This window comes from Fastidiosibacter lacustris, assembly GCF_003428155.1.
GTDB classification, from domain to species: Bacteria; Pseudomonadota; Gammaproteobacteria; order Francisellales; family Francisellaceae; genus Caedibacter; species Caedibacter lacustris.
In genome coordinates, this window is the sequence record NZ_QLIR01000003.1 from 35,761 (window position 1) to 58,498 (window position 22,738).

Below are 22,738 nucleotides of genomic sequence, written 5' to 3' on the forward strand. Positions count from 1 at the left end.
TAAACATTAAATAACTACCTAATTTTTACCTTAGTTTATGCTTTGTTTTTTGTTTAAAAATAAACCTTAAAATATCGTTAAAATAAGTTTTTAATTAAAAGACCGTACTTTTTTTGATATTTATACGGTTATAAAAAAATTAAATTGTATTTATAATTGGCAATCTATGACATTAAGTAACGTGTTGTTATGATTGTTATTTATTTAGTCTGTCTAAAGGCATAAAACAGTTCAAATGTGGTTTGAAAAGCTGAATAACATGGGGTAGAAGGGGGATATTAATTTGTTAATACAAATATCAGGGTCAAATTTAAGGGTAAATGAATATGTATAAGGTAATCACATCGGTCTCCTTGCTAGGTTTAATACTTAGCGGTTGTGCAATAGTTGACAATAAAGACGTCAATAAAAATAATAGTGAGCTACATAAAAGCGAACAAATTTCAAAATGCTTGAATGATTTTGGCAATGACAATTCGAATTGTGTTATTGAAACACAAGCTGATTTGTTGCTACAGGAAGATTATTCTTTCTCTAATCAGATAAGCACAGAGCAAGCCATTGATACTAAGCTTAATGACCAGTCACAAGAGATTACAAGAGAAACGACTAATATCTCTGTAGTAAATATTGTAAATTATACACTTGTAATTTCACCTTTTCTCTCTGATGAGTTGAGTAATACAGTAACAATTATATACGATCAACTTGGTTTAAGTTTATCTTTTATAGATGAAATGAAACAACGCGGACTCGAGATTTATACTAATCCGAATACATTGAAATTAGGGATTGCTGAAACAAAGGGTATCGCTCAAAAAATTTCAAGTGAAAATATTGTTTTGTATACATTAAAAAACGAAAGCTTGAGCGCTCTTAGTGATGACTATATTGTCTCTACAAAACTGCCCGTCGACCAAATCGAGAAGTTGGTTTTAGTTTATAAAGTAGCGAATAAAACAGCTGAATTACCAAGAGAAACAAAAGATGATGCTATAGTAGGTATCGAAAATTATACACTTGCCATTTCACCTTTTGCCTCTAGGGAGTCAAACAGCATGATAAGGACTGTATATGATCAACGTGGCTTAAGTTTGGCATTTATAAATGAAATGAACCAACATGGCTTTGAAGTTGCTCGTAATTCCAATACGCTGAAATTAGGGGTAGCTGAAACAAAAGATCTCGCTCAAAAAATTGCAAGTGAATATATTGTTTTGTATACATTAGAAAATGAAAAAATAAACACTGTGCTGAGGAGATGGAGTGAGCAAACCAAGGTTAAGCTTAAATTAGTTGATATCCCTGAAAAATTCTTGAATCAAACTGTTCATGAAAATGAAGTATATGGTAGTGGCATTGTGGATGTAAACGTTTTGAATTCAATTGGTCTTTTATTTAATAAAGTTTTTAGCATACGGGAGTATCAAGGTGATTAAACATATTAGTGTTTCTATGCTTTTATTAGCATCTTTAAAAATAAGTTTTGCGCAGGGCGAATTGACTGTTCAATTTTCGCCTTCTTTAAGTGAGGAGATAAAGCGTAAAAATGTGCACGATGTCACTCAGGTTTATACGATAGTGAATCCTGAGCAAAACTTAATAGTATATGGTAAGGATGAACAAATTCAAAAATTAGCAACAAAAGAAGCAGAGCTTTACGTCTTACATAAAGGTGAAACTTTGCGCCAGGCTTTGAATCGTTGGGCAGAAATGAATGGTTACACAGTTGTATATCAAACAGATATTGATTTCACAATTAGCCAAACAACCGAGATCTATGCCAACTTTTTAGAAAAAGGTGGTGCTTTAGAGCAAGTGCTTGAGTCTTTAAGTAAATCATCACATCCTCTACAAGTAGAGGTAATGTCAAACAAAGTGTTGGTTGTGAAGTCATCACATTATTCCCCTAGCTTATTAATACCACACGCGTAGAAGGAAAGTTAAATGTTGTTTATGAATATTTTAAGTAAATCGATAAATGGTGGAAAAAAATTAACTCTTTTATCATTTGGTGTTTTAGCAGCAGGTTGTGCAAATATGCAAGAAACAACTGAGATTGCTAATCAAAACTTTAAAAAGACACAAACGTTATCAGATGCAAGCAATTTACAAACTACCAATCCTTTTATCCAATACAACGATAAAATTTTTATTGCAGATCAGGGCTATAAAATAGTCCCTGAAACTATGAATTTACCCGATATTTTTAATCAAAATTTCGTTTTTAGCTCAAATCTTCCGTTAACCTTAGATGTCATTGTTAATGATATTATGGAACAAACAAATTTGACGATCAGAATATCTGATGATGCTATCAAATATATGACTGAAAGAGGTAAAGATTTGGAAGGTAATCAAACTAATCTTCAGTCCATGCCATATGGATCTGGAATACCTGTTGTATCTAAAAATAAACTCATGAAGACGCCAAGCTTTTATTTCACTGGGGAGTTTAAAGAGTTATTAAATAGAATTTCTTCATATTTTGGACTTTGGTGGGTATATAATTCAAAGGACAATACAATCAATATTTATCGTTATGAATCTAAGACTTTCACGATGGATATGTTGCTTGGATATGGACGTACAAAAAAGACAATTAAAAACACGAGTCAAACTGATAATTTAATGCCACAAAGTGTTGAGGTAACTTACGATTCTGGGGAGGAAAATCGTTGGGATAGTGCTATTAAAGCGATTCAAGTTATTATTGGTTCAGATGGAAGTGCTGAGTTATCCTCTTCCAATGGTTACATCACAGTAAAAACTACTCCAAGGCTTATGAGATTCGTTGAGGAATATATTGAAGAATTGAACCGTAAAGCGCGTCAAAGAATTGCAATTAAAGTAGATATTTATGATGTGCAACAAAAAGCAGACTCCAATTATGGATTGAATTGGGATGTGGTCTATGAAACAACAAAGGGCTCGTTAAATTGGGATACAACAGGGATTCCAATTGCTTTGGGAAATAGCGATATTAAGCTTGGCACTGTAACAGGCAGTATTGGTTCAGGTCCTTTTAAAGGGACAAAAGCAATTCTGTCAGCTTTACAACAAGTTGGCAAAACGACTTATGTCAAGGGACAAACTGCTTATACAGTCAATGGTAATCCTACAGCGCTTAATATAGGTCAATCTGTTGGATATGTTAAAGAAAGAAAGGTTACATCAACCTCAAACACAGGTACTACTGAAGTATCCCTAACGCCAGGGACAATTAATACAGGTTTTTACCTTACATTTAATCCTAAAATAATTAAAGGTAATGAGGTTCTGCTTGATTTTACAGTAGACATGTCTTCCTTGATAGAAATTCGTCGTGCATCTGCAGGTGACAGCTCAATTGAACTGCCGTCGGTTGAATCAAAGACATTTATGCAAGCACTGCCACTTGTCTCAGGTCAGTCATTTATATTGGCTGGGTTTAAAGATGAAGCGAATCAATACCGTACAAATTCGCTTGCAGGCGAAGATGTGTGGGCATTAGGTGGAAGTAAAGGGACTCAAAAAGCACATACTATGACCGTAATTATAGTAACGCCTTATATCATTGGAAGTAATTAATATGATTACGAATGAATATGTATTTGGTTGTAAGTATTATCCTTGCAATAACCGTAAAGTATTAACTTATCTTAAAAACAAGTATAAAGGTCAATCAGGATTATATTTAAAAAAGCAACAGCAGTTTGTTGTTGCACCTAAAGGTGGAAAAATTATTATGACGGCCTTATTGGCTTCACATTATAAGCATTTACTGATTGTGAGTGACCAAGTACCTGACATAGAGAATGATCAAGAATCAATTTGGATATGCCTTATCATCGCAGGTAAAGTATTGTCAATAGGGTCAAGTATTCCCTCATCAAATAAGAGTATTGATGCGGATGATATTGAATGTTCTGGCGATTTCTTTATGGAACCTGATTCCATATCTGATTTCTTACCTCACATTATACATTATATAAAGAGCCTAGAAATATCTAATTTTAAAACTGTTATAGATATACGAGATCCTCAAAAATTAGCACAACTGGGTGTGAGTAATGATGATTTAACTTCTAATTTATCTATGAGTAAACTCTTGAATGATATAAATCAGTGGAAGTCTTCAAGTAAAAATAAATACACATCGCATCTTATAAAACAAGAAAAGTCTAAGTTTGTAAAGTTCGTATTACCGATTACTTTTTTAGCTGTTTCATATTATGTGTATACATTATATGTAAAATATGAAAATGAGCGCTTAGCTGAGATTGAAAGACAAAAACTTTTAGTTTTGAAAAAAGAGCAAGAAGCAAAAGAGCAGATAAGGCAATACAATCTTTTTATAGAACATCTGAATAAAGATATTGCTTATTATAATCTTTCGACTCTGATAGAAAGTTTACCAAAATTTGTATACTTGTCTGCAGGATGGTACTTAAGTAGTGTTGTTTTAAAGAAACCAAATTTCAAAACATATTCATTATTGTATAATAGAGAAGATTATTCAGGATTAGATTATGGTATCAAACTTTCTGAGGCGTTAGGTGCAATAAATAGGACACAATCACCAGATAATAGTCAAATTCTATTGGACATACTTGTGCAGAATAAAGTAGAGAGTTACAACCTAACAAAAGAAATGTTTGAAAACGTTACTGAGCGACAAATTCATTTAAATGATCTCATAACACAAATCCAAATTTCCAAACTTAGCTTTAGTATTTCACCAACTAAGCAAAAAGAACAAAACCGTTATTATAAAGAAGCATTGCTATTTAATGTTACAGGCAACTCCAAACTTGACTTATTAAAGCTACGACAAATATTGTCATCGAAGTACTTCGTTATGTTTGATGGTATTAAAATTGAGTTCAATCCAAATGAAATTTCAGTAATTAATTCATTTACTTTCCAAGGAGTTATTTATGTTTAAGAAAAAACCTGTTGCTAGTATCTTATTGCTATCTACAGTCATTTTAGGCAATGCAAGTTCAACGCAAGAAGATATAGATTTTGATATTCAAAATCAAGTTATTCAAACTATTGGGCGATACAATCTTGAAACTCAGCTTGCTAAAGCAAAAACTGAGCTTTTTAGCCAAAAATTAAAACAAGAGCAAGTATCATCACAGTTAAAAAGTGCATCAACAACCATAGATCCATTCAAGAAAGAAGAAAAAAATCTGTATTCAGTACAAAAAATTTATGGTCTAGATGGTAACATGGTCGCATTAGTGGAGTTTCATGACAGAATAGTTCCTGTTAAAGAAGGAGATATTATAGGCTCGGTAAAAATTAAAAAAATACAACCGGGATACGTAGTGCTGAGCGTTGGTAATGCGGAAGAGGAAAAAATAATTTATTTAGAACGGCAGTCTAAACCAGGTAATCAATTATGATTATTCAAGAGTATAATGACTTGGCTGTAAAACCCAAACATATGTTGTTCTCAGAAATAATATCTGAGACAAATAAACGTAAGTTTGGCATATATACAACAAACCAGAATAAATTATTAGTTCTGATCAATAAAGATCACAGGCATGATCAAAGTCTGTTAGAGCATATATCAGAATTGCGATTAAAGGCAATGAAGAGTGAGAATTTGGATAAGTCTATAACGATCACCGTTACAGAAAGTATTCTTGCTGAGGCAAATAAAAAATCTATTGATGAACGCGTTTATTCAAGCCAGAAGCTTGTTCGTGACTTTGATCATATTTTACAAGCTGCGATTCAACGTGGCGTGACAGATATTCACATCATCGTTACACCGTTAAAAGGATATGTTAAATTCAGACAATTTCGTGAATTATATGTATATCACACTTATGATCCAGAGTATATGCACTCTTTAGTGAGTGCAATTTATAACGCTAAAGGAGAAGAGAGATCAAAGGATACAGAATTTAAACCTGAGGCGATACAACAGACTGTTATCGAGCGGTATATTGATCACAAAAGATATCGTATTCGTTTCGCTTCGCTTAATATTGAATCATCTGAAGGAGTTGTCGGTGATAATCAGGTTCGCTCATCTTACTTTATTGCGATGAGAATATTACCAACAGAACAGCAGAGCATTAAAAGCTTAAAAGAACTTGGCTATAGTAACAAGCAGATAGAAAGACTTGAACATGCAATGATAGCCGATTCTGGTTTGATTTTAACGGCTGGTGAGGTGAACTCAGGTAAATCGACTATGCAAGCGGCGATGCTGAAAAAAATACGTGCACTTTTTCCAAGCAAGAACATTGTCGAAGTCGGTTCACCAATTGAGTATAGTATTGAAGGTATTATACAACACCCAATTCACACAACGGTTGAAATGAGTGAGGCTGAGATGACATTGGCGTATAGCCGTGCAATGGCACAGTTTTTGAGATCAGATGCTGAAATATTCTGTATTAATGAGATTAGAAACAAAGATACAGCCATTTTTACCCAAAGTGCGGTGCAAAGTGGCCACTTATTTATATCAACCATACACGCCCAAAGTGCACTACATATTATCAATAGGTTGGTTTCTTTGAATCTTGATCGCGAGATTTTATGCTCTCCCGGTTTTATCAGGTTACTTATTCATCAATCACTTGTTGCTATAGTCTGCAAACACTGTGCTATGAGTTATAAAGATGCAATACAACTTGATAATTTTCAAGCTATTCTTGGTAGACTACACAAGATGTGTGAAATATATGGATTACATGAATCATCTCTTGAAAACCTAAAATTTAGAAATGGTAACGGTTGTGAGCACTGCCATAAAGGGGTAGCTGGATTAACCGTTGTTGCCGAGATGGTTATGCCTACGGGTAAATTACTGACACTTCTTAACGACAATAAATTCATTGATGCTTATTTATGTTGGCGGCATTCAGGGGAAAGAACATTGAAAGAAGATGCGATTCTAAAAGTGTTGAAGGGTCTTGTGTGTCCGACTTCTTTGGAACAAAGACTAGGTGCTATAGATGATACGCAAATGCTTGATTTATTAGATAGTCAGTTTATAAAAACAATTTTATATGATGCTGATATTAAGGAGTCATATAATGTTGTCTAAAATAACTAAATTAACTCAACGGCTTCAAACGGGATATCAAGCTATAGATGTCAGTAATGATTCTTTATATCCCAAAACAAAAGTTTATTTCTTAAAAATACAGCTATCGTCAACTAAGCGTATTGAGATTTATCAGACACTTGAAATGTTGATTAAAGTTGGTAGTTTTAACAATGCCTTAGAGCAAATTATCAGCTCTTATACCAAACATGCCAGAGCATTTCTAGAACCCAAGCAAGTGATTATAGATGTTTTAAAAGATGTCCAATATCGCCACGCTTCATTGGGACTCAGTGCGGTAGAGGCTTTGTCACTTTATATTCCAAAGAGTGAGCAAATTATATTAAGCTCAAGTGACCAGATTACGTCAGAAGTATTGCAAAATGTGATAGCAATCTCAAAGAGTTTAAATACATTAACACAAAAAATTTGGTCCAAGATGATCTATCCAATTATTTATATCTTTGGAATATTTGGCATGATGTTTATTGTTCAGATTGGTTTAGTTCCGGTTATCGAATCTGCGGATGCAAGCAAAATAAGTAGCTCGACAAAAGCACTATTAATCATAAGTGAATGGTTTGTCAACTATTTCTTATGGATAGTGGCAACCTTATTGGCTTTGTTTGTTGCTATTTTTGTTAGTTTACCCAATTTAATCGGTTTAATACGTTTTAAGGTGCTTGACTATATTCCGCCATTTACGTTATACAAAAAAATATGCAGCATTCGTTTTATGATTTCCTTATCTCGCTTGCTGGGTACAAGTGGTGGGACACAAGCAAAGCCATTATCTTTAGCATTACGCAAAATTCAAAGCAATGCCAACAGGTATCTCAACATTTACCTGGAAAGACAGAAGCAATATCTTGCCGATGGATTAAGTGCAGGGGATATATTGGTGAAATCAAATATATTCCACCGTGAGTTGGCAACTTTGATTGAAATGTACGCAAAATCAAATCAGTTAGAGCGGGGACTACACATGATGGGTAATGAGTATTTTGAACAACAACTAGGGAGTATTGAAAGATCATTTAGTATCATTAATTTTATGTTTTTGCTTATGACAGGCGGTTTTATTGTCTGGTTCTTAAGTGCAATGTTATCAGTTACCAGCTTATTTAGATAAACGAAAATATTAACCCACGGAGGAAATAACAATGAAATATATTAATCAACAACAAACTCAGCATATCAATCTTAAAAAGCAGCGTGGAATCACCATGGTGGAATTGTTAATCGGTATCTCGGTGATTGCTATTATTGCCGTATTGATTTTAACTTATGCATCAGGTCTATGGTCAGATGTAAAAGTTAAACAAACTAAGGATGCGGTAAGTACCATGTCCTCTAAATTAGTTGGAATATATGCTGCAACAACCCCAGGATCAGCTGGAAGGTATGATGGTATCTCTACTGCCGATGCGTTTGACCTTGTTCCAAGCAATCTAATAAGGGGTACTGGTACTAATAGAGCGATTATTACGCCATGGACATCGACTATTTCTACTTCTGAAATAACGGTTGCTCCATATAATAGCAATATCCAATTTGGAATTACTTTAACAGACATCCCTGCTAAAGCGTGTCGTGATATAGGTGCAGATTATCTGGGTGGTTATGCAGATGAGGTATTAGTTGGGACTGAAAAAGTTACTAAGGTATCAGAGTTAACTGCAAAGTGTAATGGTAATGATAATGGTAATGGAACTTTAGTGCTGGTATTCAGTTAAAATATTATGAAAAAGCGTATATCTCAACAAAGTGGTTTTGTGATTGTGCCACTCTTAATTGCAGTGGCTGTCGTTGGTATTCTTTCCATTATGTATTACTGGAAGGTACAAGATGATCATAAAAAATTTGAAGCACAAATGCTTGGTAATCAGATAGCAGAATATATATCGGCTGTTATTGGTAAAGTTTCAGGAGATCGAGCTTTAGCAGATGATACTTACACAGGATTTGATTGGCTTAAGGCAACAAATTGTAATGATCCTTTAGATCCTTCAACGGTTCCTGGCTACTTGACCTGTACTTTCTCAATTCATTCAAGATTACTTGGCAATCAAACTGAAAATAATTTTCAAGTTATAGTAGATCCAGTCACTGAATCTCTTAACAACAATCCTACTGCACGCAGAAAGATTACTATTACATTGCCTACAGTACGCGAGCCAAATGGTGGAGGCATTTCCATTTCACCCTACCTTGGTTCGGTTGTTTTTAATACAGCAAGAGCTCGTTATGGTGTGGGAACAAGTATGACCAATATTGAAGAAACAGGGCACCCAGGAGCCAGTAAGCCTTCGATTGGGAATATGCCTGTTTATCATGGTATCGCTGAGTTTAAGTATAACAAAGCCACCGCACAAATAGAGGTCGAAAGTTTTGTTACCAATACAGATGGTATTTGGCTGCAAATTGATGGTACCAACTCTATGGTGGCAGACATTAGTTATAACAAACCGGCAAGTAACATAGAACAAACTTTCAGAAAACGAGGTATTGTTAATATTTCACGTATTGAAAACTTTAATAAGGAGGATGCGAATGAGCAGGAGGCACTTGATAAGCAAGGTCCATCAGTATCAGGTTATATCGGAACTAAAGATGAGCTAGAAGATTCAATGCGAATCAATGCTTCTAAAGAAATCTATATTGGTAATCAGGTAAAGGGGCTTCATGAGAAAACCACGAATGTGCATATTTATGATATGTATTTAGGCGCTATTTCTGAAAATCAAACTTTAGGGGATATGTTTAAAAATCAAGCCCCTACTTGTAAAACGCTTATAAACGATGGTCAGGTGATAACTACAAGAGGATCGAGTTATTACATGGATATGGAAGTTAAGTTTGGACCTAGTGGAAAGTCATATGTGGAAGTTTTTGGCTCTGCAAGACATGATGGTGATTATAACAATATTGCATTTCTTGAAGTTAGAACAACTAATAACTATACTGCATACCAAACAAATGAATCTGCAGAATGGCATGGTGGAGTTATCGTGATTGCAGCAGTTATCAATTATCCTACTGGTTTTCATAAAGGAGGAATAACAATAAATCATAAAGACCTTTTTACTACTAGAATACCAAATAGCTCAGGTACGGAGCGAATTACGTTTACTACTCCTGGGGGAAGTCATATTGGTGGACTTAAAGCGATTGGAAATATTTATTACTGTTCGATACCGTACTAGCTTGTTAAGCCAGCAAGGCTTTTCAATCTTTTCACTTCTTATTACTGTTTTGATTATGGGCATTCTTTTGTCTGGCTATTACTGGAAAGTGCAAGATGATCAAAAGGGCATCGAAGCGAATACGTTAGGAAACCAGATTGCTGATTATGTGTCTGCCGTGATAGCCCGTGTTTCTCAAGATAGAAATCTTGATACCAATATCATATATTCAGGGTTTGGCTGGCTTAAGGCAGCTACATGCAATAGCGATGGCAGCGGTAACCCGCATGGTGGCTATTTGCCGTGTGGTTATAAGATCAACTCGCGTTTATTAGGTGATCAAAGCGAATTAGATTTTACAGTGACTCTGACTGATTTTGTTGATCACTTGAATAATAATCCAACGGCGCGCAGGCAAATTATGATTAGTATTCCTCAGATATATGAAACTAATCGTATAGATCTTTCAGCGCATTTGGGTGCGGTAGTGTTTAATACGGCAAAGGCACGCTATGGACTTGGCACCCATATGACGAATATTAATGACACACATCTCCCAGGTCCAAGCATTCGTTCTGCGGCAAATGTAGCCACTCATCATGGTATTGCAGATTTTAAATATAATAAAGAGACTGCAAAAATCGTCGTTGAAGCACTTGTTACCAATACTGATGGTATTTGGTTACAGATTGATGGTTCTAATTCTATGGTGGCAGATATCAGTTATAACAAACCCAATCCTCTAATAGAACATACTTTTAGTAAAAGAGGTATTGTTAATGTGGCAAGGGTAGAAAATTTTAATGAAGTTGATAAAAAAATACAGGAATCATTAGATAAATTTGGACCCTATTTTTCAGGTTATACCGGGGATAAAACTAAAACATCGCTTGAAAACTCGATGCGAATCAATGCCTCTAATAATATCTATTTAGGCAATCAGCATCGTGGTTTAAATCAAAAAAAGACGAATATTCACGTTTATGATCTCAACCTAGGCAGTATGGGAGGAGAGAATCTTCATGCACTTTTTAAAGGAACAACACCGGTTTGTAGAGAAATGCCTACTTTTCCGATTACTTTACCAGTATTGCTGCCAACAGGACCAAATGGTAAGGTGTTTGTGGTTTTTTCAGGTACGATTCGGCATTTATCTACGGCTTTTAGTGCATCTGCGACGTTATCGATGGTAGAAAATACAAGTATAAAGCCTGTCAATACTTATTCATCACCAGCAGTATTAAGTCCAGTACCACCAGTGCCTGGATTAGAGCTATTTCCAAATACAATCACTGTTTTTCATATGATGACATTGGATAAGCTAACCAAACCATTCGAGGCTTTAGAACTATTGATTGATAACAACTTAATTAATAATAGCAATTTAGTAGCTGACTATTTTAAGAATATAAATGTTGCCTTATGGCTTCCTGTAATGTTTCCAATGCTAAATATGATCCCTGTCCCTGGAAGTTTTAGATATTGTTACACATCCCATTAAAGGTATAAAAATGAAGGTTTTGGCTTCTTAGGAAAAGTGTGTTATAAGTGCTACAAATTTAAGTTTGTGAATGATTAAAACAAAAATAATAACAGCAGAGAAAGGAGATTTTAAAAGTGTCAAAACTAAAAATAAAAATGAAAACTACCATGCAAATGATGTTTTGTATTTTTCTTATTTTACCTTTCAATACCAGCATGGCATCGTTGAGTGCTATTCCAACCGTTATTGTTGTACCTCAACCGATACAGCTGAATGCAAAAAGTTGGGTGTTAATGGACTTTGAAACAGGTGAAATTATCAGTGAATTTAATATGAATGAACAACGTGCTCCAGCAAGCTTAACTAAAATTATGACGGCTTATGTGATTGCAAGTGAAATTCAACAAGATGCTTTAAAGCTGGATCAAAAAATCATAATCAGCAAACATGCTTCACAAAAGGGCGGCTCTAAAATGTTTATTAGAGATGGGGAGCAGATTACGGTTGAAAACTTGTTACGTGGAATGATGATTCAGTCAGGGAATGATGCCAGTGTTGCATTAGCCGAGTTTGTAGCAGGGTCGAGTGAGAACTTTGCTTTCATCATGAATAAAGTGGCAAAAGCTCTAGGGTTGAAAAATACCAATTTTGTTAATCCTGATGGTTTGCCGGCTGAAAATGAGCATAGTAGTGCATTTGATATGGCAGTGTTGACTCGAGCATTTATCTATAATTACCCTGCGATTTACAAGTTGTATTCAGAAACCTCCTTTTCGTATAATAACATCACTCAACCAAACCGTAATCGTTTGTTAAAAAACTATGAAGGCACGGATGGAGTTAAGACAGGTTATACCAATAAAGCCGCTTATAATATCGTTGTATCGGCCAAACGTGATCAACAAAGACTTATCGGTGTAGTGATGGGGGCCCCCAGTGCATCGATTCGTGAAGCTGAAGCACAAAAACTTTTAAATTTTGGTTTCAGCAAATATACCAATTACACGGTTGCTATTTCAGGCGATACGATGGAAATTGATGCAAAAAATATTATTAATGCCAAAAATAATCAAGTTCTAAAGCTTCAAACGCAAGAAACCATTACAAAAACTATTCCTAAGTCATTTGTGCCTCATATTAACAAAAAAATTATTCTGCTACCTGGATTGAAAGCACCTATTCAAAAAAATCAAAAAGTGGGTAGTCTCCACGTTACTGCTGGTGATCACGTTATTACCGATATAGCGCTTTATGCTAGCAATGATCTAGCTGAGAAGAACTTTTTTAATAGATTATTTAGTTGATGCTTTTCCTAGTTTAATGGTGTGAACTTGTTTTAGAAAAACTTTCTAAGACGGTCGTGGGTATATTTAAATAAAATAGTGCAGTTATTTCTATTAAGCTAAGAGCTTAAGTTCTTGTTTTGTATTGCTTAAGGCATTACTTTAGCAGCTGTAATAGCGATTGCAGATAGCTGAAGAAGGCTTTAGGTATATAGATGTGCATATGCTTTTCGACAACTAAATATTCAAGTAATTTATTTTTTTTACCGAGAAAGTTGTATTTCGTTTTAACATTATAAATAACATCATCAATTGTGCGGGAGCTAAGTTGAAGAAAAAATCCGACTTGTTTAGAGGTATAGCCAAGTGATAATAAATAAACTATTTCAAATTCACGTGCACTGAGTATATCGAATGTGTTGACGATGGCTAGGGAGTTTTGACCCAAATTTCCTTTATGTGAACAAAGTGGCAATAAAGATAATCTAATAGAGAGTTCAATCAACTGTTGACTATTGTTTGGCTGCCAGCCGTAAAAATTAGTGCCAATAACGTTACCATTATCTAATTTTGGTAGATTAATGCTATATATTGCGGTCAATCTATTGTTGAAGTAATGTACATCTAACATTTCAAGCGGTTTTTGGGTTGTTTCAATAAGGCGTTCTAAAAAGGCAAATTGATCCCCGTATTCGCTTATTCCATTTGGTAAAACCTCATCAGATTGTCCAATAATGGATTCATCTACCCCAAGGAGCTGAAAAAAACTATCAGAACAACTTATATACCTTGAATTTTGGTCTCTACTATTAAGATAAATCTCTTTATTTTTCGGTAGAATAAGAGGTTTATCGTTAACCCAAATAACATTGCTATTAGGCATAGTTTTATCCTTTGCGTTTACAATTTATTAATATTTAAACGATTGAAAATCACTATTTTTATGGGGATTTACAATCCGGGCGAAGTATAGCAAATGAGTCGAAAATATAAAACTTATTATGCATTATTTTTGTTCGAAAATAAGACAATATAGTCTTATCTTATAAAGTTAGAAGTAATTCAAATTTATCATTATTTACTTTCTATAATTGAGGCTTTTTTCGGAGTAAATTGCAAAAATCAATTTACAATAGGTATAAACAAATTCACTATTTTCTTGAAAAAAATTTTCTAATCCACACTTGATTAGGCATTGAAATTTCATAACGTCTATAAGTGATAAGCATGATGCCTATCTATAGTAAAATAAGGATAGCTCAAGTTGACTTCCCATGTTTTGAAATGATTAGTGTAATAAAAAAAGAGAGTAAAAAATGAAAGCAGAAAAATTTACCCATAAGTTACAAGAAGCGCTCAATGAAGCACAAAGTTTAGCGATTAGTAAAAGTCATACTATGCTTGAACCTGTGCATGTTTTAAAAGCATTGCTTGATCAGGAAGGTGAAATGATTCCCTCTATTATTACTCAAGCAGGTGGTAATTTAAGTGCGCTTAATAGTGAGTTGCGTAATGCCTTAGGTAGCCTTGCCAGCAGTGGTGCCGCAAGTCAAATCGGAGCCTCTAATAGCCTTATTAGAATATTACAACAAATGGAAAAAATGACACTTGAGAAGAAAGATGAATTTATTTCTAGTGATTTATTTCTAATCGCAGGTTTTAGTGATAGTACACTAAGTAAAATTTTCAAGGCAGCTAATTTAACAAAAGAGGCTATCGAGGCTGCTGTTGATAGGGTAAGAGGTGGTGCGCGTGTTGAAAGTCAAAATGCCGAAGATATGCAAGGTGCGTTAAAAAAATATACAATCGATTTAACTGAACGCGCGCGTCAAGGGAAAATTGATCCTGTGATTGGGCGAGATGATGAGATTCGGCGTACGATTCAAGTATTACAACGACGCACTAAAAATAATCCGGTTTTGATTGGGCGACCTGGTGTGGGGAAAACCGCAATTGTAGAAGGCTTAGCGCAACGTATTGTGAACAATGAAGTGCCTGAGGGTATTCGCAATAAACGCATTTTATCTTTGGACTTAGGTGCTTTGTTAGCAGGTGCTAAATTTAGAGGGGATTTTGAAGAGCGTTTGAAGGCTGTCCTTAAAGAACTTGCCAAACAAGAGGGTAGTGTGATTTTGTTTATTGATGAACTACACACTATGGTTGGAGCAGGTAAAGCAGAAGGTTCAATGGATGCCGGTAATATGTTGAAACCCGCACTTGCTCGTGGAGAATTAAAGTGTGTGGGTGCAACAACGCTTGATGAATATCGTGAGCATGTTGAGAAAGATCCTGCATTGGAGCGTCGTTTCCAAAAAGTGTTAGTAGATGAACCGACGGTAGAAGACACGATTGCTATTTTGCGTGGTTTGAAAGAACGTTACGAAGTCCATCATGGTGTGGATATCACTGATCCTGCAATTGTTGCAGCTGCCACTTTATCACATCGTTATATTAGTGATAGACAACTACCAGATAAAGCAATTGATTTAATGGATGAAGCAGCCAGCCAAATTCGAATGGAGATTGATTCACGACCTGAGGAAATGGAAAAACTCTATCGACGTATTATTCAACTGAAAATGCAGCGTGAGCAATTAAAGAAAGAAAAAGACGAAGCAACCAGAAAACGCTTAGATGTATTAGAGGAAGAAATCAAGGCATTAGAGAAAGAATATTCAGGCTTTGAAGAAATTTGGAAATCCGAAAAGGCACAAATGCAAGGGTCACAAAAATTAAAAGAGCAGCTTGATCAGTCTAAAATTGAATTGGAAGCAGCTAAACGTGTTGGTGATTTGTCTAAAATGGCTGAGTTGCAATATGGACTTATTCCACAGTTAGAAGAACAAATTAAGTCCCTTGCCAGTTCTGATCCAATTAAAACGAAGTTAGTGCGTACTCAAGTAACTGAAAATGAAATTGCAGAAGTGGTTTCAAAATCAACAGGTATTCCTGTGAGTAAGATGATGGAAGGGGAGCGCGAAAAGTTATTGCATATGGAGGAGTTTTTAGCTAAACGCGTGATTGGTCAAAAAGAAGCGATTGTTGCAGTGTCTAATGCTATTAGACGTGCACGTTCTGGTTTATCTGATCCTAATCGCCCAACTGGATCATTTTTATTTTTAGGACCAACAGGTGTGGGTAAAACAGAGCTAACTAAGGCGCTTTCTGAGTTTATGTTTGACAGCGAAGATGTTATGCTTCGAATCGATATGTCAGAGTTTATGGAGAAACATTCGGTTGCACGTCTAATTGGAGCACCCCCAGGATATGTGGGTTACGAGCAAGGTGGTTATTTAACTGAGCATATTCGTCGTAAACCTTATTCGGTAATTTTACTTGATGAGGTTGAAAAAGCGCATCCAGATGTATTTAATATTTTGTTGCAAATTTTAGATGATGGACGCTTAACCGATAGTCATGGGCGCACAGTTGATTTTAAAAATACCGTACTTATTATGACGTCTAATTTAGGTTCACATTTGATTCAGGAAAAACTACAAATCGAAGGTTATGATAAGGTCAAAGAGCAAGTCATACAGATTGTTTTACAGCACTTTAGACCTGAATTTATCAATCGTATTGATGAAACAGTTGTGTTTGAACCATTGAATAAAGAAATGATTAAAGAAATTGCTGAAATTCAAATCAACCGTGTGCGTAAACGTTTGCAAGATCGCGAGCTTAAACTTGATATTTCACCTTATGCAATGGATGAGTTGGCTGATCATGGTTTTGATCCAGTATTTGGTGCAAGACCTTTGAAGCGAGCAATTCAACATTATATTGAGAATCCGCTTGCTACTTATCTATTAGAAGGAAGATATGTTACAGGTGATACGATTCAGGTCAATATCGAAAACGATGGTTTTGTATTTTCTAAGAAGGTTGAAAAAATTGTTGATAGTGCAGCAAGATAAATGGTACTAAAATGCAAATTAAATTAACTCAAAGGACTTATTAGTCTCAAATGATGTATTACTTTCAAGTGCAATTTCGATCATTTTGGTTAATGCCATTTGACGTTCTTGGCTCGTGGTTACTTCTTTTGTAATAAAAGAATCTGAAACCGTGAGTAAGCATGCAGCCTTTTTACCATAAGCTTGTGCATTAGCAAATAATGCGACTGATTCCATTTCAACTGCTTTACAACCTTGTTCGGCGTGTATTTTTATATACTCATTAAATTCTTTTCGATAAAACACATCAGTACAGTGTACTTTAGCAGAGATGATAGGGATTTGTAATTGTTTAGCCGTTTCTGAAATATGTTTGGTTAATATTTCATTAGGTTTGATATTACGTGTTTTTTGACCTGTCACGATTTCAATATAATCAGATTCGCAATAAGCTTCTGTTACTAAAACCACATCATATACATTAATTTCAGGAACGTATGAGCCGCAAGAACCAATGCGAATAATATTATCAACATCATAGTGATTGAACAGCTCAGCAGTGTAAATGCCGGCACTAGGGATACCCATGCCATGTGCCATCACACTTACTTTCTTGCCTTTGTATGTCCCTGTATAGGCAAACATATTGCGTACAGTGTTAATGAGCTTAGCATCTTCTAAATAGTTTTCGGCAATAAGTTTTGCTCGAAGTGGATCACCTGGCATGATAACGGTTTTAGCAAATAAGTTTTTGTCGGTGACTTCAATATGGGGCGTTGGAATCATTTTATGTCCTTAGCTATACAGTAAATTAATGAACGCCATTGTAATCCTTTCAACTGCAATAGACAAATTATAATAGCTTATCGCACTGGAAACGTTATTAAAAAATGAAAGTGAATGAAAACAATAAAGTGGTTCGTAATGGATATATAAATACTGTTTAGCATGAAGGAGAAAAATTAAAATTATAAGGTATTTTTGTAGAAAATATAATTTTTTAGTGAAATCTGCTAGTGAGTTGTAATAGTATTACTTGGTTAAGTAATAAAATAAATGGGAGATGATGTATGAAAGTTCACAAGGTGGGGTTATTTTCAGCTATTGCAATTCCTGTTACATCAATGGTTGGTTCAGGTTGGCTCTTTAGCGCACAATTAAACGCCCAGCTTGCTGGGAATTATGCTTTTATTGCATGGGTAATTGCAGCTTTTATTGCAATTATCGTTGGACTTTGCTTTGCTAAGTTATGCGCACTTTATCCAGAGAGAGGACTAAATGCTAAGTGTGTTTCATTGAGTCATGGTAAAGACTTTGGTATGGTGTTTGCATTTGCAATTTGGTTTGGTTTGTTAGCGATGATTCCAACCGAAGCACAAGCCACTGTACAATATTTAAGTCCATTTGTTGAGTTTACTACTTTATATCAAGGTGAGAGTCTGACCTGGTCAGGTAAGATTTTTGCCGTAATCATTTTAGGGATATATTTCATTGTTAATTATTTTGGGATTAAGTTATTAGCATATGTAAATAACGTATCAACTATTTTTAAAATTAGCATTCCGACGTTGACGATTATTGTATTGCTTGTTGCTCATTTTGATAGCACTAATTTAACCTTAGCAGTAAATGATTATGCTGCAAGCTCGATTAAAACAGCTTTGATCGGAGCTGGTCTTGTTTATGCTTTTAACGGTTTTCAGGTAGTAGCATCGTTTGCCAGTGAAATTAAAAACCCAACGCGTAACATTCCATTGGCAATTATTATTTCTGTTGCTGCAACTTTAGTGTTGTATATATTATTACAATTTACATTTATGACAGCGTTACCACATGATGTGGCAGCAAAGGGCTGGACGTCACTGAATTTCTCAAGCCCTCTTGTCAATTTAACCATTTTGCTAGGGCTAAATTTTTTAACGGTATTGTTAATCGCTGATTCAATCGTAAGTCCATCGATAACAGGTTTAACTTACTTAGGTTCTTGTTCAAGAATGCTTTATGCTATGGCAGAAAAAGGACAAATGCCACACTGGATCGCAAAATTATGTCCCGTTCACCATTTATCAAAGCGTTCGCTATTACTCAATTTTATAATTGGGATTATCATTTTATTAAATTCAGCAAGTTGGGCATCGCTGATGGTGATTACAACTGCCTTTAATGTCTTAGGTTATATGGGTGCACCTATTTCCTTGGCGGTACTGGGAAGTAAAAAAACGTCAACTAGGCTGATGACTTTATTTGTATTTATTGTTTTGTCTTTACTGTTGACAACCTTGTCGATAAAAGATTTTTGGTTAAGTAATCTAGCCATTACCGTGATGATGGTGATTTACGCAATATTGCAATTTAAGCAAGGTGGATTTAACTGGTATGGATTAACATTTGTGATCTTTTTATGGTTACTGATGCTAGTAGCAAGTTCTGTAATATTAACGATTATTTTGGCGATCATATTTTTTGTTATTATTACCAGCCCACAATTTATCAATAGATTAGGACATAAAGTTGTCTGATCTTATTTTTTCAGCTGATCTAGATATTTTTCTGCATCTAATGCAGCCATACATCCTGTGCCAGCAGAAGTGACAGCTTGTTTATAAACATGATCCATCACATCTCCTGCCGCATAAACCCCCTCGATAGAAGTCTCTGTAGCGTTACCATCTAAACCAGATTTGACTTTTATATAACCATTGTGCATCTGTAGCTGACCATTGAAGATGCTAGTGTTGGGTGTATGCCCAATCGCGATAAATACACCATCAAGTTTAAGTGTCTTTGTGTTATTTGCTTTAACGTCTTTAATCTTAACGCCCGTAACACCCATATCGTCACCCAGGACTTCTTCAAGAGTGTGGAACCATTCAAAAGAAATATTACCGTCTTGAGATTTTTTCATTAATTGATTGATTAGGATTTTTTCAGCTTTTAGCTCATCACGTCGATGAATCAAAGTAACACTTTTAGCAATGTTAGATAAGTAAAGCGCTTCTTCAACAGCCGTATTTCCACCACCAACTACAGCGACATCTTTACCACGATAGAAAAAACCATCACAGGTAGCGCAAGCTGAAACACCCTTGCCCATAAATTTTTCCTCAGAGGGTAAACCGAGGTATTTAGCAGTGGCGCCTGTTGCAATAATAAGTGCGTCACATTGATATTGATCATTATCTCCGATCAAAGTAAACGGACGTCTTTGTAAATCAACTTCTTTAATGTGGTCATAAATTATTTGTGTATTAAAGCGTTCTGCTTGTGTTTGCAATTTCTGCATAAGTTCTGGTCCTTGGATACCATGTTCTTCACCTGGCCAGTTATCGACATCTGTTGTGGTTGTAAGTTGTCCACCTAATTGCATGCCAGTAATAATAACAGGATTAAGATTAGCGCGTGCTGCATAAATAGCAGCCGTATAACCTGCGGGACCTGAACCTAAAATAATAAGCTTATGATGATTTTTCGACATGTATTACATACTCCTAAATTAACCTAATAATGAGGCATTGAAACAGTGTTCTTTTTTATACCTAAAACGCGTTACATAGTAAACGTAAAGTTTGCGAGAATCCAGAGAGCCATTGCAAATCATTTACAGTCGAATGATATCCCTTGCAACAAACATCAATTTTAGCCATTTTGTTCAAATGCTCCCTCTAGTCCATTTTTTAGAATACTATAATCTACAGTTATAAATGCTGAAAGAGAATGTTACCCTGTGGATTATACATTTATGCTTTTTCGGTAAAGCTTAAAGATAATCGAAAGTGTCAAAATGAGAGCAAATAGAGTTGCAAAGATACCATCGACCATGATTGCCCTAATATCACCAGCGAAAACAAGCTCAAAAATAAATGCCATAAGTGGTGTAAAGCCCATAGCAATAGAATGAATATTTGGTCCAACTTTGGCGATGGATATTTGTGAACAGTAAATAGGAATAATTAAACTAATTAAGCTAAGCGCTAATGTTAACCATAAAACTTTGTCATCAATCAATGTCAGTTCACCATGGGTTGCACTCCAAATAAATGGGATTAAAAACAGTAAGATGTAGCGTGAAGCTAGAATTTCGCTGGCAGAAAAAGACAATAAATTCATCTGGTAAGATAGGTGTGAATATAGATACATAGTAACACCAACAATAAGTGTACCGATCAGAAGAAATGCAAATTCATTCCATGAATAAACATTGGTGAGCGTCACATAAAACGCGGTGATAATCAGAAATAGCAATAGTGTAAAGAGTAAATCGCTTTTGTCTTTCTTTTTCCGCCAAAGCATGTAAGAACCGATAACAGAGGGGAAAGCCGTGGCAAAAAACATAAGTAATGCAGGGCTGTAATATACGGGAATTATAAAGCTCATTAACCACATGAGTAGAAAAATAAAGATTACTTGCAGGTAGAGATTTTTATGTTGCCATAGTTTTTTGTAAAGTGAAACAAGCGTTTTATAAGATACTAAATGAAAAAAGACAAGTGCATATAGACTGCTTAGAGTGATCATTAAGCCCACTGGAATTTCGTTTCCTACGTTGTGTATCAGGCTTACTGAGGCGCCGTTTATGATAATAAAGGCGATGGTAAAAAAATATTTCATTTTATAAGATATCCATATCCAGTAAGATTGAAGTTTCATGTTCTAGCACATCAAAAGAAGAATGTGCCAGAAGTACCAGTGAACGAATGTCGGTTAAATCAGGGGTCCTGGAGAGATCGAGAGGCTCTTGCGTGAACGTTACATGACTGTGGTAACTCGCAAACTGTGAAAAATCTATTGTTTTGTGAGTATATAAGCATAGCGTGCGTACATAATGACAAGACAGATTCAAGTCACTGGTCTTGGGTTCATCTCCTCTTAAGTAATGCACAAGCATCATATCTTGTGTATTTAGTCCCTGGGCTTTTGTCATCTTATTTAAGAAGCCAGAAGCACCACTGATTCTTGGATTTAATTCAATTAATCTGAACTCACCGTTTTCAAGATGAAATAGTTCGGTATGAGCAAAGCCATTTTGATAATCACAAGCATTTAGGACATTTTCCACAAAACTTATCACTTGATTTCTAAGCCCATGATCATATATTGGCTCTATGGTTCGATATACAGGGCTGCCTAGATAGTAGTTCTTGCGGTAGGTGAATATATTACTGATGTAGTGTCTTCCTTTCACTGAGAAAGAGTCTATAACCACCTCCTTTCCTTCTATATATTCTTGAATCAGATAATGGTGGATAGGGTCAAAGTTGACCATTTTAGGACTTGATTTTAGTTTTTCTATCAATTCTTCATAAGTCTTTGCCATGAATATACCAATAGATCCTCCACCGTTAGCAGGTTTGGCAAATACAGGATAATTAAAGGGTATAACCGCTTCATATTCGGGTATGGTGCAATCAAATAACATTTGTTGAATGGCTGGCATGCCTGATGCTGCCATTGCTTGTTGCTGTAAAAATTTGCTTTCCCGTAAATGCAAAGATTCCAGTTTATTGGCTGTGTTCGGTGTTAGCCTTCGTGCTAATTCCTCGGCAAAAGGTAAATGCTGGTCACATCCATTTAGTACGAAATCAATGCGAAAGTTCTGAAGTGCCTCTATTGCAGTATCCACATTCTGTTCCCCATGCAAATGAATCTGACGGTCGAATAAATGTGCAGCAGGTTGATTGAATGCAGCTATATTACTCATGTCCGAAAATAAAGCGATGGAGTAAATCCCTTGTTCCTTTAAAGCTGTGGATAAATAACCTGCGGAATGAATAGGGTCGATGATCAGTAATGTTTTCATATTTTTATATCCTATATATCCATTTAATTATGATAAC

The 22,738-nt window shown here is 35.3% G+C and carries 18 protein-coding genes; 13 read left to right on the plus strand and 5 right to left on the minus strand.

The features are described from left to right. The first annotated feature begins 326 nt into the window (after positions 1–326). The 11 genes from DNJ77_RS02560 (at position 327) to DNJ77_RS02610 (ending at position 13,029) form a co-directional block, all read left to right on the plus strand. Entirely contained in the window at positions 327–1,439 is a 1,113-nt protein-coding gene (locus DNJ77_RS02560; RefSeq protein WP_116963439.1) for a hypothetical protein, read from the plus strand. Continuing rightward, the gene (locus DNJ77_RS02565) at positions 1,432–1,935 is read left to right on the plus strand and encodes a TcpQ domain-containing protein (protein ID WP_157966561.1); all 504 of its coding nucleotides are present in this window, start codon (positions 1,432–1,434) and stop codon (positions 1,933–1,935) included. Before DNJ77_RS02560 ends, DNJ77_RS02565 begins: the two co-directional genes overlap by 8 nt. Positions 1,936–1,947: 12 nt before the next feature. Beyond that, positions 1,948–3,570, plus strand: a complete 1,623-nt coding sequence (locus DNJ77_RS02570; protein WP_116963441.1) for a hypothetical protein — start codon at positions 1,948–1,950, stop codon at positions 3,568–3,570. A gap of 1 nt (position 3,571) precedes the next feature. Further along, complete coding sequence (locus DNJ77_RS02575; protein ID WP_116963442.1) at positions 3,572–4,927, plus strand: hypothetical protein; 1,356 nt, start codon at positions 3,572–3,574, stop codon at positions 4,925–4,927. Then, positions 4,920–5,393 carry a type IV pilus biogenesis protein PilP gene (gene pilP, locus DNJ77_RS02580; protein WP_116963443.1) on the plus strand — a complete coding sequence of 158 codons (474 nt, stop codon included), beginning with the start codon at positions 4,920–4,922 and terminating at the stop codon, positions 5,391–5,393. The genes DNJ77_RS02575 and pilP overlap by 8 nt, the downstream gene beginning before the upstream one ends. After that, on the plus strand, positions 5,390–7,057 hold the full coding sequence (locus tag DNJ77_RS02585; RefSeq protein ID WP_116963444.1) for a GspE/PulE family protein: 1,668 nt from the start codon (positions 5,390–5,392) through the stop codon (positions 7,055–7,057). Before pilP ends, DNJ77_RS02585 begins: the two co-directional genes overlap by 4 nt. After that, positions 7,047–8,189, plus strand: coding sequence for a type II secretion system F family protein (locus DNJ77_RS02590; protein ID WP_157966562.1), 1,143 nt, complete (start codon positions 7,047–7,049; stop codon positions 8,187–8,189). Before DNJ77_RS02585 ends, DNJ77_RS02590 begins: the two co-directional genes overlap by 11 nt. Before the next feature lie 31 nt (positions 8,190–8,220). After that, complete coding sequence (locus tag DNJ77_RS02595) at positions 8,221–8,793, plus strand: type II secretion system protein (protein ID WP_116963532.1); 573 nt, start codon at positions 8,221–8,223, stop codon at positions 8,791–8,793. Positions 8,794–8,799: 6 nt separating this feature from the next. After that, positions 8,800–10,263 carry a hypothetical protein gene (locus DNJ77_RS02600; RefSeq protein ID WP_116963446.1) on the plus strand — a complete coding sequence of 488 codons (1,464 nt, stop codon included), beginning with the start codon at positions 8,800–8,802 and terminating at the stop codon, positions 10,261–10,263. Then, positions 10,211–11,743 (plus strand): hypothetical protein, encoded by a 1,533-nt coding sequence (locus tag DNJ77_RS02605; protein ID WP_157966563.1) that lies wholly within the window; start codon positions 10,211–10,213, stop codon positions 11,741–11,743. The genes DNJ77_RS02600 and DNJ77_RS02605 overlap by 53 nt, the downstream gene beginning before the upstream one ends. 116 nt (positions 11,744–11,859) lie before the next feature. Then, on the plus strand, positions 11,860–13,029 hold the full coding sequence (locus DNJ77_RS02610) for a D-alanyl-D-alanine carboxypeptidase family protein (protein WP_157966564.1): 1,170 nt from the start codon (positions 11,860–11,862) through the stop codon (positions 13,027–13,029). A gap of 136 nt (positions 13,030–13,165) precedes the next feature. On the opposite strand, the gene DNJ77_RS02615 is transcribed toward DNJ77_RS02610, so the two are convergent. Further along, positions 13,166–13,891 (minus strand): helix-turn-helix domain-containing protein, encoded by a 726-nt coding sequence (locus DNJ77_RS02615; protein ID WP_116963449.1) that lies wholly within the window; start codon positions 13,889–13,891, stop codon positions 13,166–13,168. Positions 13,892–14,324: 433 nt separating this feature from the next. Between DNJ77_RS02615 and clpB the strand changes: the two genes are divergently transcribed. Continuing rightward, complete coding sequence (gene clpB, locus DNJ77_RS02620; protein ID WP_116963450.1) at positions 14,325–16,925, plus strand: ATP-dependent chaperone ClpB; 2,601 nt, start codon at positions 14,325–14,327, stop codon at positions 16,923–16,925. An 18-nt stretch (positions 16,926–16,943) separates the two neighbouring features. Here clpB and deoD read toward each other — a convergent pair whose 3' ends face one another. Next, positions 16,944–17,690: a purine-nucleoside phosphorylase gene (gene deoD, locus DNJ77_RS02625; RefSeq protein WP_116963451.1), complete on the minus strand. Its 747-nt coding sequence runs from the start codon at positions 17,688–17,690 to the stop codon at positions 16,944–16,946. A 284-nt stretch (positions 17,691–17,974) separates the two neighbouring features. On the opposite strand from deoD, the gene DNJ77_RS02630 reads away from it, so the two are divergent. Next, the gene (locus DNJ77_RS02630; RefSeq protein WP_116963452.1) at positions 17,975–19,423 is read left to right on the plus strand and encodes an APC family permease; all 1,449 of its coding nucleotides are present in this window, start codon (positions 17,975–17,977) and stop codon (positions 19,421–19,423) included. 2 nt (positions 19,424–19,425) lie between these two features. Here the strand turns inward: DNJ77_RS02630 and trxB are convergent, their stop codons facing one another. The 3 genes from trxB to DNJ77_RS02645 form a co-directional block, all read right to left on the minus strand. Next, on the minus strand, positions 19,426–20,379 hold the full coding sequence (gene trxB, locus DNJ77_RS02635; RefSeq protein WP_116963453.1) for a thioredoxin-disulfide reductase: 954 nt from the start codon (positions 20,377–20,379) through the stop codon (positions 19,426–19,428). A 254-nt stretch (positions 20,380–20,633) separates the two neighbouring features. Beyond that, positions 20,634–21,512 carry a hypothetical protein gene (locus DNJ77_RS02640; protein WP_116963454.1) on the minus strand — a complete coding sequence of 293 codons (879 nt, stop codon included), beginning with the start codon at positions 21,510–21,512 and terminating at the stop codon, positions 20,634–20,636. Between the two features lies 1 nt (position 21,513). Further along, the gene (locus DNJ77_RS02645; RefSeq protein ID WP_116963455.1) at positions 21,514–22,701 is read right to left on the minus strand and encodes an ATP-grasp domain-containing protein; all 1,188 of its coding nucleotides are present in this window, start codon (positions 22,699–22,701) and stop codon (positions 21,514–21,516) included. Between the last annotated feature and the right edge of the window lie 37 nt (positions 22,702–22,738).